The following is a 20183-nucleotide window of genomic DNA, read 5'->3' as shown; positions in this document are numbered from 1 at the left end:
TAAAATAGTTACACCATAAAAAAAATCACAAATCAAATCCTTAGTATCAAAAAAAATACTAAGTTCAATTTTTAATTTCATTTTCAGAAAGCTAAGATTAATAGAGATCATGTCACTAAAAATATTTACAAGGTACATGATGTTAAAATGAATCAATAGCAGCATTATAATTCAAATAAACCACGAACTAGTGTTACCTACAATACCCTAAATTTTATAGATGTAAAGAAAACAGACTCCACAACAGTAAATAGGATGGAGAAGATGAAAGACAGTATTAAAATAGAAACAATAATACTAACAGCTCAACTTATAACGATTGTAAAAAAAAGAAAGTCATTCATTAACAATATCAATTGATATTTAAATCATTTTTGTAAGTAACGTTATAAATACCACAAACTTTTATTTTTTAAGTCTGTATTTATTTTATTTAATAACTCTTTAGTATCTTTTCGAACAGTAATATTTAGACAAATACCAAAATACTCTAGATCTGTTATTTTCTCACTTATTTATGATAAATTTTTATTAATTATAATATTAAACCAATTATTAGTAACTGCTATATAAAATATAGCAATATGAGCGCTTTGTAAATCAAGAATTTCTGATTAATAATCTGCATAAAAACAGTTATCATTTTTCTAGTATATATTTCTAATGATTAATATTGTTTTGTACGCGAATCTTTTAGAGTTAATGTCTATACCTGACATCAATGCGTTAAAACGATAAAATTTTAGACTAAGAATGAATATATCAAAAAATTAGTGAGTAAATCTACAAGTTGCATGCATTTTTTATAAACAGCATTGAAAGATGAATATTAAAAACTAACAATTTTATTATTTTATCAAACTATTTGAATAGTGCATAAATTGCTTCTATACAAAAACGAAGGGTTTCTTTTTTCATACAGTGGCAAATAAGGCGCGGTGCTGGGAAATAATAATAAAAATAAGTAACGTAGAGAATATTCTCATTACTAATATCCTATTAATGAAAGACATAGTTTAAAAATTATTTAACTTAAAGTTCTAAAAATAATTTGAATCTGCTCACTAAATAATATAACTATTTTCTACGTATACTATACGGTAATGAAAACTGACACACTACTTCAACTGTTTGAATAATAGTAATTTTTATAGCTTCTTCTCTTGATAATTCAAGAATAACATCAATAACTTGTTCAGTAATTTAAGAGTCAAACACAGGAGTGAGTTTATTATATAATAAAACCTATGGTTTCATCATATAGAAAAACGACCAGAAAACTAAATTAAAAAGTAAAAGTTTTAATAAATTTTACTTTTTAACTTAGTTTTTTTGTACGACAGTTTTAATACATAACCAAACTTTGCAATAAAAGTATTTATAATAGTTAAATAAGACCATAAATTATCCTGTTAAAAACCACGCTAACATTTTAGAGAATGATGTGAATATCTTACTCATTAAAAGAATGAAAGAAATTTAATTCTTAATTTACTATATTAAACTGGACTGAAACGTGGTACTGCTAATAAACTTAATACACATACTCAAAAACTCTTACTTGAATCGCATACCCCAAAATAAGATAATGCTTTCTTTAAGCTCATAATTTAAGTAAATATTAAACAGCGCTTGATTAATTCGATAGAAATAATTTTAACTTTTAATTGAATACTGATACTTACAAATAATATATTGATTTAATCAGTAAAGACATAAATCTTTCAAGAATATTAATTGAATAAATAATTCATAAAATTTATTTCTTTTCAAAATCTTCTATTGTATTTAAAATACATACTTTTATACATTTATTTAGTATGTTTTAAAAATATTACAATACATTCTGACATTCTCGTAATCTAATATAAAAACTGTAGTATTTAGTACTACACACACTTAAAAAATAATAAAACACTGAAAATAACACTATTCATAAATAGTATAAACTAAGTAGCAAAATCTCGTTATGATCTATACAAATAATGCACTTATTTTCCTAGATTAACGCAAATTATGAAAATGCATTTATTTAATACACAAGTATCAACACATAAGCACATAAGTTATCTAATCTAATCATAAATATTTTCTCAGAAAATATAGTTTTGTTACTTAGCAGTAGCATTATAATATTTAATAAAAAACATTAATACTTGACAAAATTTTTCACAACACTCACGGAGCAGATAAACCAGTAGTTATTTAAAATTCATCATCATATTATACTCAGTCATTATGATTAATAATAAAATATTAATAATGCTCCATTACTGAGGAAAATATTTCTTTAGTTACTCTTCGTGATTAAGTATATTATATTTTACTTTGTTTAATATTATATCATTATTGATGATTTATCTCGACCACAAAACTCGTATCAAATATATTATATTCTAATACTTTATTCTATAAATTGCAATATAAACTCCACTTTTATTTCGTTTCAGTACGTAAAATAAACCTTATTTATTTTAAATAACAAATATACCTAGACAACTAGAATGTTAAAACTTCAGTGTAGAAAAATCAATGCATATCTCTATAACATCTTATTCTTGTGAGTAAGTTTTTTGCTAAATTAAAAGTACAAAATAATTTAGCATACTATTCATATAATACTTTATCATCAGAAAAAAGAAGATATTATTATTTTAGATGTTGTATTATTAACATAAAATTCAGGTAATTAAACTAATAAAATTTCTATAATTCTTCTTTTTTCTTCAAAAAAGATTTTCTTATAACATAGAAAAAATAATTACGATATAACAAGATAGCTATCTTGTAGTATAACTAATTGAAGATAAAACAGATTTAACACTAGAGCATCAAGAGCTAATTAAATATAATGTGTAATAATTCTTGTACGTTTTATTAAATTACTCTAAATTTAGCTCTGCTATAAAAAAAGATAAATACATAACCTACAGTTGCCATAGTGACTATTAACTTATCAGTTTTTTATAAAAGCAGTATCAATATATTTTAGTAGTGTTAATCAAAGCTATGACATTGATTAAATTTTAAAATAAATCCAAGAGCTAAATTGATATTGATCTTAATAAAAACCTTTGACATTATTGTTCATACTGTTTTCTGTTTTACAACTACCTATAACTACAGTGACTTATATTCTACTAATATAAATACTCATAAACATTACTATATTAAAAATCCAGCTTGTAAATCATAAACAGTATATTAAAATAAATATTTATTAAATGAAAATATTGTTATGATAAGTTCAATGAAATTTAAAAAATAAACTTATCAATGCTTATGCTAAAAATAAGAGACAACTTACCAATCATTGATTAAATAGTGTAAGTAAAATTTTATAGCTATAAAACCGAAATTAATACAGGCGTTAAATTATAAAAATAATAATTCTTATGATGGTTCTGAAACATTTATCATAATAATACATATTAAAAATTATTAATTTGAATAAAAAAGAATAAATTTCATGTTCACCACTATACTACATAATATTAAACATAGCACTATTTTAATAAAATTTTAATTAAAATACTTCAAACGATAACTGCTTATCAATAATTAAAAATATTTTATTTAAAGTTTATATAACTATAACGTAAAATACTCGACGAATAAAAGAACTGATATTCATGTAATTTAATTACATTTATTTTGTGTATATAACTCAAAAAATCAGATCTCTTAAACAAAAAGTCCAATTAGTAATATATAAAATTATTATGTTAATTAAAATAATTTTGAAAAGTAAAAAATCTTTCTTGATTTATAACAATCCATTTTTTAAATAGCTATACAATGCACCTAAATAAAATATATAATTCATATCTTCAAATTACTTAAAACTGATACTTAAATTTTAAGTAATGCGAACATTATTCAGATTAAAAAATAAAATTTTATATAACATTAAATTTAATTAACTACGTTACTATACTGTAGAAATTTTATTTTTATAAGATATACATAATAAATTTTTTAAAAAATTAATAGTCATAAAACATTATGTATTTTAAAATTATAATATTAATAATGAATTATACAGTATCTGTTATAGCTATCGTATTGTAGCTTAAAATAATTTTCCTTAATCTAAAATTATTTTAATAATATTATTTTATTAGATTACTGCTAATAAATATAATAAATAAAATAAAAATAATTTCAAAAAATTTTATATAACACTATATATATTAATATAATATACTTTATCTTTTTGCAGATATATTTAATATATCTTCATAATATATAATGATTGTACAACTTAATTAAGTTATCTCTATAAATAAATCATTACTAAAAGTAGTAAAATCAATCTTATTTCATCTTGAAATATAAAGTTTTACATACTATTAAAAACTTTCAAACATTATTATTTTCATATATCTTTTCAAGATAACTCAGTCTTACAGTAGTGATATTCGTTAAAAGTATTTTAATAAATTTTAATTTTATTACTCAAGATAAATCAAGCGCACATTGCAAAAATGTAATATATATAAATCGTTGCGTTTACTATCGTATATTCCAAAAATCAATTGATCGTAAAGAATAATTTCCTAGTAATTATCTGAAAAAGTACCTTAAATTAATATTGTACACTTTAAATGAAAAACTGTTAAAAATAAAATCACATCTACTAAAATAATCATCAAATATAGTCGGAAAGACCAGCGTTAATAATACTAAATACTAGAATCGTTGTTATAAGCAGCAAGATAAAATATCAAGAAAACGGATCATAATTTTTAAAAACTATAATAAAAAATTAAAAACAGTTGCTGTAAAATAATATATCGCGATAAAAAGCAAATTATCTTATACAATTACAGTAATCAAAATAATCTTGCACGCAAAAACCACCAGAATGGCTTTTAGAATATATACCACCACATATATGCATGCTAAATATATTCACAAGTAATAATTATAAAATACAACACTTAAATAAAAGTATCCAATATATAATATACTAGAGAGTATTATTAATATAGCACAATACAATACACTATATACTTTTAATATAAAATTTCCAAACGTTAAAACAATTCTTACTTATATTAGATTAACAGCAAGTATCATAAAATAAAAAATCAGTAAATAACATTTACATATTTATTTTCAGATTGTATGTTTAAAATTATTATTTAGCTATTTTATACAAATACTAAATAAATTTTCCCCTGAGCTTTCTTATGTAAAATGAGTAATGACAATGCGTTCCATTAAACTCAATTATCACTGATTAGATTATTTTTCATACTTTCTAATACCTATGCATGTGATAATAATATCGCAATAATTTATTTTCTTAAAATCCTCTAAATCAATATTTATTGATAAAATTAGTATTTTAACATATTAACTATCATTCAAGTTGCATGTATTTTATAAGTAAAATTATGCCAGTAATTAAATGCTATGAAACGTCAAGTATTATAACTGAATTTCTAAATGTTCACCTTTATATCTAAAAATTTCTAAATTCAATAATAGATCGTCTATTAAATTTAGCTCTTTCAGAATAGCATATAATCTTAAAGATGTGATTTATATTTAAGCTTTTCATAAATAACATAAACAGAAACACAAGCATTATCATTACTTTAATGCAGCTTGTATAACTTTTTGAAAATCTTTCCAAGCACAATAGCCATTTGTATTAATTGGACAGTTTTTCATCTCTAATGTAATATGTTTTGGTGGTTTTTGTAAAGATAAATAGCTATTGTTTCTTAACTGATCAGCCGTTTGATAAACATATTCTACTTTTACATATTCTTTTTTATCTTTTTTATTATACCAACGTTGGAAAAGCAATTTTCCACCAATAGGTGTATTCTCATATTGCCCTGGCAGCTTATATGGATTGAAATTCATAGCTGACATAATTGATGCTATATTTGAGTCATGACCCACTAACATAATAAACTTCGCAGTATTACCTATGTTGACAGAGGTGAAATTTTTTTCAAAGTAACTTAATAAAGGATGAGCAACATTCTTTGCAATAATTTTAGGAGAGAATAATATTTTTTGATAACTATTTTTCAATATATTTAATTTTTTCCATTTATTTGCAGTATCAACTCTTCCCCACCCAACATGATCAAGAGGAAATCCTTCATAATATTGCAAGTTAATTGCATCTATAGAAAAATTAGCTATTTGCAATGATCCTAAAATTTTTGGTTCTTGATTCTTTTTAATAATAAAGTTGTTATCTTTTAATGATAGGTTACATAACTGATCAATATGACATTTTTTCGAATTTTTAATATTAAGAATCGGGTTTAGTTCATCATAACTAGACTGCAAATGAAGTGCTTGAAAATGTTTCTTCATCGCTAATAATGCTTTTCTCTTAAATTCTACACTGTCATCTGTAACGATCATATTAAAAAGAGGATCTATTGTATCTATCTTAGACCGATGATGAATTTTTATCGAACATCCTGGAAATGCACCTGCTATAAAAAATTGCGCTGTTGCAATAGTTCTTTGTAAGCTATTAGTATATACAAAAAAATCTTTATTTTTTATTGGGCAGATCTCATCAGAAAATAATTTATTTTGATTAATCCATTCTCTAAAATAGTGCCCCATGTACACTTCAAGCACACCCCCTTTCGTTGTAAGATGACCACATTTAGCATCCCAAACTGGCCATTTCTTATCGGTGATTTCATTATAAACAGACGTACTTACAATAGGAGTACGTAAATTATGACGACTAAAGAGTAAAATTTGTTTAAGTTGCATGTCTTCTACATTATCTGTACTAGCAAGTACTGATGATGTCGGTGTTAACATAAAAATAAACAACCATAAAGCCACGATCTTAGCTTTCATATATATCTTCTTAGTTTTATTGTTAATATAACAAACATCATTTAAGATATCGTATACATTAGATATCATAAACTTATATGAAAAACACAAAAATATAATTCCTACAACCATGAGGAAACTTGAAGTATTACAAATATATTTAAATCATTCATTTTAGGATATATATTGATCTATTCTTATTAAAATACTCTTCATATAACTCAGTCTTTATAAAAAAATCTATATTTTTACAAAAAATATAAATTTTCTGAAACAGTATTTCAAAAATAGATTGTTTTAAAATTTTATTTAATTTCTACATTTCACTCATACTAATCACACAATGCAAGCTCATTAATCATTGACAAAAATTAAATAACTATCTCAAAACAAGTGAGAATTATACATAAATATTAAAAAAATACTTATAATAAACTATAAACCTGAACCATTATTCGTACGCCACTACATCTTGCAACTGATAACAATGTGAAATATCTTATATTATTAAAATAATAATATCCTTTAATCTAGAAAATTTAACTAATTATTTTAGCACGATTAAATGCAATAATTAATTTTTTAGTGTAAAATCTGTTAAACTAACGTGTTGCTTTTTATCTAGAATACACTATAAAAACTTGACAAGTGCATTGTTTGAATGACGTGTTAACAACAATACTTTTACTGTCATATAAATCAATGAATCTATTAATAGTTGTCTAAATATTGATGCAACTAGGCTTTAAGTATCTTATTTTTAGAAGACTTACAGGAAAATTATTATTATGAACAACTTTAATTTTAAAATCAAGCCATCATAGTTTAATAAATTGAATATATATTAAAAATCTATAAGTGTTGACTCGATTAAGACCAAACCCTTGATCATGTACTTTACTGTGCAAGCTTAATTACAATTATCGCTTTTCAAACTTTCTAATATATTACGTCACATAATAGCAGCAATGATACTCCGTACAGTTAAGTTGTTTATGTGTAAACTCACCTAACATAGGCAAGACACTTTCTTTTCATACACAACTTTTTACAAGATATACGATATTAAACATTATTTTTATATCAAACGCATTACGCGATAAAACATGGCAATTATTATAACTCAATTTCTATCCAAATACTTCATTCATTATGATTTACTAATTAAATGTAGTTCAGAAATATAATTTTATTATTCAGATAATATAACAAAATTTCATATTAAAACCAACTTCGAGTTGTGTATTAGTAAATAATACAATAAAAAAATCAATACCATTAAATAAACTTAAAAACTTTCTGAATTTATATAAAACGCACTTTCATTTTTACACTATCAATTTTTACATGTCATTTAATACTCTAGAATAATTTTCTCACGAGAATGCATATCCTACATTAAAAAACTGAGTGAATGCGCTTTAATATTCATTTAAAATTCTTTGAGATGGTATGTCTTTAGTTGTACTTACATAAAATCTCTCAATCAATTTTCATTCATTTTCTTAAATACACTTGAAAGAACTACTTTTAATTAAGCTTAATGTATTTATTACAGTTAGTCTTATAATACAATAAAAACCTCCTTTATAATAATAAAATTATATCTTCACTATTAAGTAAATAAAAATAATTTAACAAACTACAGACATTAAAATTAAAGGATGTATATTATTAAATTTCAAATCTATTTTTGTTATTAGTACTTAAAGTTAAACATAAGCCTTTGTTGGTATTTAAAATATAGTCGTTTTTACTATCTTATATTTTTTGATTTACATAATCTTTTCTTTAGAACGCTGTTATTATAAAACCAATTATAAAAGTAAATGATCATAGATTATCTTAATGACACTAAAAAACTACATATTATATTATGATAATTTAATTAAAATATTGCATTAAAAGACACCGCAAATAGTCAAATAAAAATAATTACACTAAAGTTCATAACAGTGTTTAGTTAGACACTGAAGCTCAGTAAATTAAAAAATTTTTTACACAAAAATCAATCAATCTAAAGCTATATATTTAAACATGTTGAACAATAATATATCTACTCTACATTTTCTAATATAAACGCAAAAAATTTAGACACTTTTTCTTAAGTACTTTTTTTTGAACACACAGTTCAGCGCATAATTGAATTGATTTATACTATTTAGTATAGTCATAATTTCATAAATATCACCAGAAACCCTGAACATGGTTACACATTATCAAAAAATTAGTATAATGTGTCATGAATATATAATATCATACTTGTTATCACTGTAAGTATAGTAAAATTAAAGAAACCCGGTTATAGGAATAGGACAATCTCCAAATCTATTTTTTAGTCAGAAAAATATATAAATATATACTTACCTTCTGCAGAAGAATTTAATACAGTTAAAAGAAAATAATATTGAACTCAGCTATGATATATAGATTAACTTATACATACATCGAAGCAATACATTAGTATTTTTTGAAAACAACAAAATAATATTTAATTTTTAAAACAATGACTTACAAATATAAACAACATTATTAACTCTCAATAAAATAAGTAAAAAAAGGAAAAAAGGTAAGTCTTTATATACTTCTATATTTTATGAATGAGCGTGCAATGCATTGATCATGATTTATGATTATCTAATAGAAATTGTAATGCATTCAATTTATTCATTATTAAAATAATTACAACAACTATTTAGTGAGTAATAGTTAAGCAATGAAGATATTATAACCATAAAATAAGCGTTGAACACATATATACTTAAATTTTCTTAAATCTTAAAAAAATAAAATAAAATATATAAATTTTCAAATTATACAAAATCATATATTTTAAGTAAAATAAATAAAATTTTAAACAGACGTTCAACCACTATTATAATAACAAAAACTTTATCTTGTGCTCATGGGCTAGATAAATATCTATTAAAAAATAAATCGTAGAATTCTACCGACAGTTTTAAAATAAACAAGCAACTATTTTTTTAATCAATACCTGAAATTAATTATTTATATCAGTTATAATCACGAAGTATTATAAACAATTTCGTTGAACAGTAATACATTTCTATTTACAAAAAGTAAAAATCACTGTCTTTCTAGTTTAGTTGAACAGAGAAGCCGTTCAAGTAATCATGTGTATAATTTCTAACCATCTATTGTATAAGTAATAATCATCACTAGTGTCTACTTTTATCTCGTTTAAGAATTGCAAAATTAATATCAATAATCATTTGAATAATCTCTACTCTAAAAGAGTATACACAATGTATGAAAACATAGCATTACTGAATAATTAAGTGCTAACATCTACAGCTTGCAGTTGTTATTAAGTTCAAACTATAGAGACTGTTTTCTAAATTTACGATAATAAAATCAAAACTTATTGGTATTCTAAAAATTTTCATTATGAGGTTTGATTACAGCACAATAAACTTAAGCTTAAACTCAAATAAGTTAATATATTTATGCAAACTAAAATCAATCAATAAAGAGAAATCAATGAATAGTCATCTTGAAAAAATCTAAGGAAAATTTATATCAACGATGTTTAATATTAACATCAGAGCACATACAGTCAGTTTTTAGCAACACAATCTGTAGTCAGCTAAAAAACACTATAAAGATTAATAGAATTTAACATATGCACAATGTAAATATTAAATATCGTTTTAAAAACGAAAAACTTTCTTTATTAAAAATAATTAACATTATTAATATTTTATCAAAAGTAATAAAAAGTTACTAAGTGCAACAGAATTTATAAATAAAATAACTATTATTAAGTAAATTTATTAATTTTACAAAACATACTTCTATATTCATACTTTTTGATGCGAGAGTGTAATAAATAAGTCAAGTTAATATAATATTTATATATATTTTTTACCTCATGATATAAATACTTATTTAAAAGATATAAATACTTATTTAAAAGATATAAATACTTATTTAAAAGATATAAATACTTATAAATTTTTTATATTTCTTTATATACAATACAACATGTTCTAAAAAATATGCTACTAGTAATATTCAAAGTATGAATATAAAATAATATTACTCTTTCAAAACGTAGAATTAAAAATATAGCACAGTACGCTAAAACTAGAATGAAAATATATTTAGCAACGTCCATTATTAACAAGAACTCAAGTGCTCATACAACTTTTTTAATTAATCAGTATATATAACTTTACGAATATAAATGTAGCTCTTAAAAAAATTACAATTACAGTAAAAATTTTCCAATATTAAATGATATAGTGTAGTAAACAACTATAAGTGTAACCAACAAAATATCAGTAGCAATAAATAATCTTACATGTAAAAAGATCTCTAGATAAATATTATTTTATATACAATTATTTATATATATGAAATACGTGAAAAATTATAGTAATACAAGTGCAACTTTATGGATAGTCTATATCTATGTGCTAAACGAAATCGTTGATATCACCAAATATAAAAATTTAGAACAGTACAAAAATACAAACTTTTAGTTTTCAATTTAATATGTATTATTTTACTATTATATAAAAATACTATTTTTACTCTTCACGATCTGTTTTGTCATAAGTTAGCATCTTTAAACTCACTTGCCATAAAAATATATATTTATAATAAAATAAGGAATAAAGATGTATCAAGTTATTTATATCGCAAGCTCTTGGAATTATAAAATCCATGTTTGGTCGATGAATCAATCCGGTGAGCTCACGTTATTACAAACTGTAACAACACCCGATCAAGTACAAACAATGGTATTAAGCCATGATAAAAAATACCTTTATGTTGGTGTTCGATTGAATGTTCGAATTATAACTTATCAAGTTGAAAAAACAGGTATACTCTATTTAAAATCTGAAATACCCATTCCGAGTATACCAGTACATTTATCATTAGATCGTAATGGAAAATATTTATTTATCCCATCTTATCATCAAAATAATTTAACCGTTCTACCGATTAATAGCAATGGTATACCACAAAGTGCAATTCATGTAGTTGAAGGGTTAGGTAACCCACATTCTTCATATATTGATATAGATAACAAACAGTTATGGGTACCATGTTTAGGGGAAGATAATATCCGTTTATTTAAATTAAACAAAGATGGTCGCTTAACTGAATCTTCAGAAGATAAAATTAGCACAGAAAAAGGCTCTGGACCTCGTCACATTGCATTCCATCCAAAAGAAAAAATAATTTATTGTCTTAACGAACTCCATTCAACCATTAATGTATATTACAAATATACATGTTATCGTCAAATACAACATATTAATATATATCCGGAAGAAAAGAAAATTTTTTGCTGGGCTGCAGATATTCATATAACACCCGATGGTAGGCATCTTTATGCTAGTGAACGTTCAGATAGCTATATTAGCCATTTCTTAATTTCTAACAATGGAAAAACATTAACTTTAGAAAATATTTACCCAACAGTAAAGCAACCTCGGAGTTTTAATATTGATACTACAGGACGTTTTTTAATTTCAAGTGGTCAAAAAACAAATAATATTGCAGTATCTGCAATTGATTCTATCACAGGAAAACTGACACAAATTAACTGCTACCCAGTGGGAAACAATCCAATATGGGTTACAGTATTAGCTTTTTAAAATGATTGACTAATAAATGTTAATCTCTAAAAATTTTTTAATATAATTACTTTAACATATTCTATCAGAATAATACAAGAATTAAGAATTAATAATAAGTCAAAAATATTTTAAACAATAAAATCATTATAACTAGCTCAGCAAATTTATATACTATAAAAAAGGAAGATCCTTGGAAATAGAAGTCATTTTAATCTATTGAAGAAAAAATTTTAAGAATATAGTTAGAGATTCTATTTTAGCATTATTCAAGATGGATAAGATAAATTTTATGACAATTTATATCAAAAATTTTAAAAAATAGATATACAGGTCATAAAAATTTTACAATGCAGCTAGAGAAGAAAATATAAAATTAAACAGCCCTTGTAGTCAACGCATAAGTTTTACTCTATATCATAGTAGTCACTACATATCATCTCGTATCATCTCGTATCATCTCGTATCATACAAAGTAATTGAAATATATTTTAGTGCGCATCAGATTATTTATATACGTAAAATATCTAAGATAATATCTGTAATATCATTAAAAACTTACTAACTTGAATAACGAGTATTATAATACTCAGCGCGTTTATTACGATAGAGAAACATAATAAATTATATCTTTTCAATTGTTTAAAATATTAAACAATTGAATTTACATTAAATTATAGAGAAAATGTTATTAAATATAAGAAATCATAAAAAATATTTACACATTCTTTTATTATATTAATTTAGTTTTTATTATCTCTTATTACATAAAAACACTTAATAATTTCTAAAACTACAATAACCAAAATATATTCAATCATACTTAATGGAATAATCGTCTTTATAAGAACTAAATATTGTCGTAATAAAAAACATCATAATAGTATTGCATAACATTATATCATTAGTTCTAACATGTATTTAATAAAAATTGTATATTTTTAATCTAAAATCACTTAAAAAAATAAAAAAATTATTCAGAAAGAAGAATAAGAAATAACATTTATAACTAATTAAGTTAGACAAATTAGAATATGAATTCACTAAAAATATTCTATGATGTACTATTTTAATGTGGCATCCATCTTTTTTTTAAGATGGACATTAAACTTCAATATCAAGATCAGCATAGAAGAGTAAAAACGATACGATATTAATCCTACTATGTAGCGTTAATCATCATACTATTTACAACATTACTCGAGAAGTTTTAAAGATCATGAATCACTGAAGATAATTCTCAATTTTCAGTTCTAACCATATAAAATATATGATAAATTATAAACTTTTCTAAAGCAATATCAAAAACAATATTTTAAAAAAATGATGAGTCTTATTCTACACAAAATACAACAATCAATTCTAAAATAATACACGACGATAAATCTTGAAATATTTCTCACAGCTTTTTGTGATTTAGAAAAATTTTTTTGCTAATTTTATATATTTTAATAGTTACATTTTCAAGATTAGAGTAAATATAGCATTTACCATACTTTTCCTATCTCAACTCCATGCATTTAGTATATAGTACACACTACCTTATGAGTAAATATTGAATAAATATCACAACTAACTACTGAAGTAGTTTTGCAGATGTAAAAAATTTTGTGTAAATTACAAACCATTATAAAATTTTTCTATTTATAATTTTATTCATAACGTTTTATTATAATAGGGAAAATCTTTAGTATTTACCTTAATAGTGTAATATCATGACCATTATTCTAGAATAATATCATTTAACACATTTTATTTAATAAATTTTATCCGTATGCTGAACGTTTTTCATATCAATAATCAGAAAAATTATCTTGATATTCCAAACATTTATAACTAATTTCACTCCCATTACTTTAATAAAAATTTTATCTTTACACCTATCGAAAGAATTTCTTTTTCTACAGTTGAGAATATCAATATATAATATTCTTTCTAAAAAATTATGAGGGAGTACTTGAACCAGAAATTGCTTTTTAGAGAGCGTAATAAAACATTAAATACTTGTATATCTTAATTTTTTATTTGCAATTTAATATTCTCATTTTTGATTTAAAAGCATTTAATTTACTGAACTTTTTCTATTGATATTAATAACATTAATTGTTTATTTTAATAAACTTCACATAATAATTATGTTTAAAACACATAATGAATAAATTTTAAAAAAGTATTATTTTATTACCGTAAAATTTATCTAAATAATGTATTATATTTAAAATATGCATTAAGCTACATAATTAAAACACAAGAATCTAATATCATTCTATCCATTAACTATCTGAGTTATATGGTAAATCTAGACAAATAAAATATTAAAATTTCTTAAATTAATTCAAAAAAAATGTATGATTTAGTGCATAATATTCAGATAAATAATACAAATATTTAAATACACGTATAGAAAAATTTTTATATTTTTAACATATAAAGTGATTTTATATCTTTTTATTATTTAATATTTAATTATTATTTATATGACAATGCTTCATAGAAAAACAATAAGAGAACTAAATAAACAGTCCAAATAATGTAAATGTTCGTCAATGCTCTAGTGATGCAAATAAATTCTCTGACCAGTGTTTAAGTAGCAAGACATGCCCGCGTTACTACTTGTAGTGTTTTACATAAATTTAATTACTATGCTACTAAATTGACTAAAAACTTTCCCGAACTTTGCAATAATTACCAAAATATTTGATGTTACCCTTAAATAAAAAAATAAAAAAATGTTTTAGTAACTTTAATCACCTGTAAATAAATTTTTCCAATAAAAATAGAAAATGAAAAGTTATTATTAAAACAGAAGCTCCAAGTAAAAATATTCAAGACAAAAAATAATATATTACTTCTCTTCGTTTATTAAAATATCAGATTATAGATCAACATATCTATAACAGTATTATTACAAACAACTTTTTTAATAACATTAGATATGAATTGATAAATTAAACTATCCAAAAAAATAACGCAATCAAAATTGAGATAGTAAGGCATCTTTCGATGTTATTATACAAATTTTTATAATTCTTAAATGTCAGTTAAATTATTAAGTCTTAAAGTAAGACTTTTGTATTTTTTAAAAAATACTATCCCGTTTTTCGTTACAGGGTTAACTAATTTACTATCGTGATTTTCGATTATAATATTCCATATTCTTTAAAAATAAATTAAAATAAGATATTCAATTTACTAATAGTCCTTTGTAATCTATAAGATTACCACTACTATGTACAATAGTAGTATCTGATAAGTGATATACAATCGAAAGTACTACAAATATAGCTAAAATAAAAAGACGTTTTACAAATTATAAAATAAAATAGAATAACAGCATTACCACTGACTATCTATGTATCATTATCTTCTGGACGAATATATATAAAATATACGTATTACTTACATAACTAATGATGTTATATCTCAAAAATTAGTATATATATAAAAAAATATACTACAAACTATTAGTTAAAAAGTCTTTTTATTAATTTATTGATGACTCGAGTCGTGCAACTCAGCCTTGTACGAGCCTAATGACTATTATTATAAGTAATAATTATTCACTAACTGATAATAAAAAAACTAGAAATATCAAATATAACAGTAAACTAGTACCAGCATGATTTAAAAACACTCAAAACACATCAATCATCTATAGTTACTAATGACAGCGTAATACGCCCGTTAAAAAAGCTTCAGTAGTGCATTAAAACTATAGTTTATACATAAACAATACTGAACAACCTTAATCATATCTAAAATTCCTTCAAAAACTTAAAATAATATAATACAATAAGATAAGTTGATCAGAATTTACTAAATCAACCTTGAGTGTTATTAGAAACAATAAAATTCACTATTTCCGTCACTTCCGACTGTACTATCTTAATCTTTCTGATAATAAAACTAATATTTCAATTTTAATAAACTAAGTTTTTATCACAAAATTCTACTATAAAAATAGTAAATCTGGAAGTCAAAAATAAATTAAAAAAACATAACAAAGATCTATTTATTACTCATAAATAAATTTAAAATTACTTAATTACATGAGAGGCTATATATTGTTAATAAAATATCTTACTTGCGGAATTTCTTTTCTTCTTACGATCAACGAAACTTAGAATGCATACATAAGATCATCTGCTATTAAAGTAATGATAATAAATACTATAGATCATTAATCTGACATTGCAGCAATAATAATTGAAAACATTCATAGTCATCTAAGAAAGATCAAGCAGATTAAATAACATTTTAGATCTTATAAAATATCTAAAATTACTAGCAATAACCTAAAATCAAGATAGAATTAACAATTGTTTAAGTAACGAAACTTTTTTATCCATGTTATTTGAATTTGATACTTGTAATTAAAACATATAAAATATAGCACTTTATTGATAGTTTTAAAAATAAACTTTTTATTATTTTGTTGAATAATATTAAAGTGAACAACATACTTAAGCTAAATAAAGCTAATGCCAAATAAATAAATATCATTAATTACTAACTTGATTTTTTTAAAAAATATACCTTTATAAAGTATTTATAGCACTACGCATATTATATTTTCTTATAATACTATAAAGCATATGAAATCTTAAGTTCATTAACTAATCATTATTTATTTAATTAATATATTAATGATCTTGTATGCGAGTATCATAGACTTTATATGTGTCCGTTTTCTTCGTTTATTTATGCGTAATATAACATGAATGAGTTGTAATAAGTAGTTGAATATATTTATTACATTAATCGAATCATACTTGCAGTATGCCTTTATAACTCTCTATTAAAGAGAGAAGCAATATTTTTTGATTTGTTAGCAGAGATGTTAGTGTAAAATATTATAAAAATTATATTGTTACACACATTCATTCTAAAAATTAATTTGTATTTTCATAAACATCTTTACATTGACAATAACGGTATTTATTTTCAATTAATAACTTTAAAATACTAGTGAAATATTGTACGATGATTTATAATTATACTAAATTCTAGCTATAGAATGGCAAACAGTTTATGATTAAAAGAGTCAACTACTTTATTTTTACTTGAGTAACACATTACAAAACATATTGTAAATTCTCTTCTATCAAAAATTATGCAAATTTAAAATATTATTTTATTCACTAGTGAATAAAATAATTTATATCGTAATTTCTATAAATTAATGATGCAAGTCATTGACCATTTTATTTTTCACCATATTTTATATATGGTATTTTTTATAAAGAAAATCAATACAATTAATGCATGTACTCACAAAACTGAACAACAATATACTTTTATACAATAATTACTTTAAGTCATCACTCTAATTCTCTTATTAATTATTTCTTGTACATACTTAAAAATATATGATACATTACAAAAGCATATTAATTTATTAAATATTTATTTGTAAATAAAAATAATAATTAATAAAAATGCATTTTATTTAATTTAATCATAAAATAAATTTTATAAATCATAGTACTAGCTAATGCAAATTAGATATTTTACTTAATATAATATATACAATATAAGGCTAAAAATTCCTAGAAGGCATAATATTTATAAAGTAACATATATTATTTGTAAATTTTTAAATTTAATAATTTGGTTACTTAACCTGTTAAGTACTACTTACACTAAATGCTTTATTTGTTTGTAAAAAATAATATAGATTCCTGATGCATTGAAAATATTATCATTACGTTTAAAGTCGTCTTATAATGCATCCCTCGGAACCACTAAACAGTAACTTAAACTAAGTACTGTTTAGTATAATAGAATTGAAAATACAAAGTTAACATTCTAATTTTAAAATAAGAAAATATAGAAACTATATCTATTTATTAAATGGTATAACATTTAAAAAAAGCTACCTTTTGTTCTTAATACAAAATTCTTGATGCTAAAATTGTATTTTCTTCACAAAAAAAGCAAGTGAAACGTATCTTCTTCTATCATTCATTAATAATAAAAAAATGCAAAAAAATGAGTTAGCTCAACAAAAATTTTCTAAAAAAACAGATCGCATCTTAGTTCACAAAAGACTAATTATTCTTAATACTGATCTTAAAAAAGAAAATATAGAAAAAATCATCTTTTATATGCAGTCATAATGATTTGCTTATACCCTGAACAACTAGCCTCTCAGTTGCAAGACTCTCTAAAAAACCGTTATCTAATATGGGGGAATGAGCCGCTTTTAATTCAAGAAAGTGAAGATGCGATCCGTAAAACCGCAAAATCTCAAGGATTTAAAGAACATTTCACTTTTTCTCTTGAGCAACATACTGATTGGAACGAAATCTTTCATCTCTGCAAAACTTTTAGTTTATTTTCTACACGACAATTACTAAAATTAATTTTACCAGAAAATGGCCCAAATATTTCTATGGCGGGAAAACTAACTCAATTATCTCAGTTACTTCACTCCAATTTACTATTATTGCTGTGCGGAAAAAAAATAACAAAAATACAAGAAAAGAGTGATTGGTTTAAAGCTCTTAGTTTCGAAGGTGTATATATCAGTTGTTCAATCCCTGAATATCAACAGCTCCCAAAATGGGTAACCAAACGTGCGCATGGTATGAAGCTTATTTTAGACGCAGAAGCGAATCAATTACTTTGTCACTGCTATGAAGGAAACTTGCTTGCATTATCTCAGGTGTTAACACATCTATCACTACTTTTCCCCGATGGAAAATTAACGCTTTCACGTGTTGAAAGCGTAGTTAATGACTCACCTTATTTCATGCCACATCTATGGATAGATGCAATGTTAGAGGGAAAATTGCAGCGTGCATGGCATATTCTCAAACATCTCGAACAAGAAAACATCGAAACAATTATCTTATTAAGATCTATTCAGCGTACATTGATGCTTTTACTAACGTTAAAGCGTCAATCTAAAACTATATCATTAAAATTATTACTCGATCAATATAAAATCTGGAAAAATCGCCGGTTTTTGCTCATCAGTGCTTTTCAACGTCTTAGTCTATACCAATTACAATCTGCATTTCGTTTATTAATGCAAATAGAGCTAAATCTTAAAAAAGATTTTAGCTATTCTGTATGGCTTAATTTACAATCTTTAACTACGTTAATATGTGCTAATTCTTTACCAAGGAATTTTATTTATACACTTTAAACGTAAAAATATGTAAATTTAGTTTAGTTAAGATATTAAAGACATCTATTCACTATGAATATTTTACTCTGTCTTAGTATTAAAAAAATTAAATTCAGTTATAAAATGATTCTCGATACTAAATTATAGCGTGTAATATTCCTTATAACTAAAATTAATTCTTAAATAACAATTTAATATCTTAAAGCTTAGCTACACAACGTTCTGCTTACTATTAATATTACAGGCATTATGATAGCCCTTTATTTTTAGTACAGCTTATATAGTATCATTTCTATTCAACAATAATAATATTGCTATCAGATGCATAAATTTAAACCTGCACAGAAATGTTTAAATATTTTTATCATTTTTTTAAGTCTTAATTAATATTTTGAGACAAAATACCCTTAAGATTCAATAATCTAAGGCTAAGAATAACGTTACAATATAAAATATATCATTTTTATCTCAACGATTGAAAGTACAATATTACAAACATGTTACATATACTTTTCTATATAAACCTTATCTATTCATGCTGTTTTATGAATTGCATCAATTGTTACATAAGCTAAATCTATCAAAACATTTTCTATCTATAATATTAC

At 23.1% G+C, this 20183-nt stretch carries 3 protein-coding genes; 2 read left to right on the top strand and 1 reads right to left on the bottom strand.

Translation table 11 applies throughout. The features are described from left to right. Positions 1-5601: 5601 nt before the first annotated feature. Positions 5602-6852: a bifunctional glucose-1-phosphatase/inositol phosphatase gene (gene agp, locus GFV14_RS01480; protein ID WP_457914572.1), complete on the bottom strand. Its 1251-nt coding sequence runs from the start codon at positions 6850-6852 to the stop codon at positions 5602-5604. Between the two features lie 4622 nt (positions 6853-11474). Here agp and pgl point away from each other — a divergent pair. Beyond that, positions 11475-12461, top strand: coding sequence for a 6-phosphogluconolactonase (gene pgl, locus GFV14_RS01475; protein WP_457914571.1), 987 nt, complete (start codon positions 11475-11477; stop codon positions 12459-12461). A 6097-nt stretch (positions 12462-18558) separates the two neighbouring features. Beyond that, on the top strand, positions 18559-19593 hold the full coding sequence (gene holA, locus GFV14_RS01470) for a DNA polymerase III subunit delta (RefSeq protein ID WP_457914570.1): 1035 nt from the start codon (positions 18559-18561) through the stop codon (positions 19591-19593). Positions 19594-20183 lie beyond the last annotated feature (590 nt).

Origin of the sequence: Candidatus Hartigia pinicola, from assembly GCA_020541205.1 — a bacterium.
In the GTDB taxonomy this organism is placed as follows: Bacteria; Pseudomonadota; Gammaproteobacteria; order Enterobacterales; family Enterobacteriaceae; genus Hartigia; species Hartigia pinicola.
This window is presented reverse-complemented; position numbering and strand designations above follow the sequence as displayed.

What these genes read in the sequence shown, in the direction of transcription:
- agp (WP_457914572.1), bottom strand. Translation starts at nt 6,852, where the DNA reads ATGAAAGCTAAGATCGTGGCTTTATGGTTGTTTATTTTTATGTTAACA.
- pgl (WP_457914571.1), top strand. Translation starts at nt 11,475, where the DNA reads ATGTATCAAGTTATTTATATCGCAAGCTCTTGGAATTATAAAATCCAT.
- holA (WP_457914570.1), top strand. Translation starts at nt 18,559, where the DNA reads ATGATTTGCTTATACCCTGAACAACTAGCCTCTCAGTTGCAAGACTCT.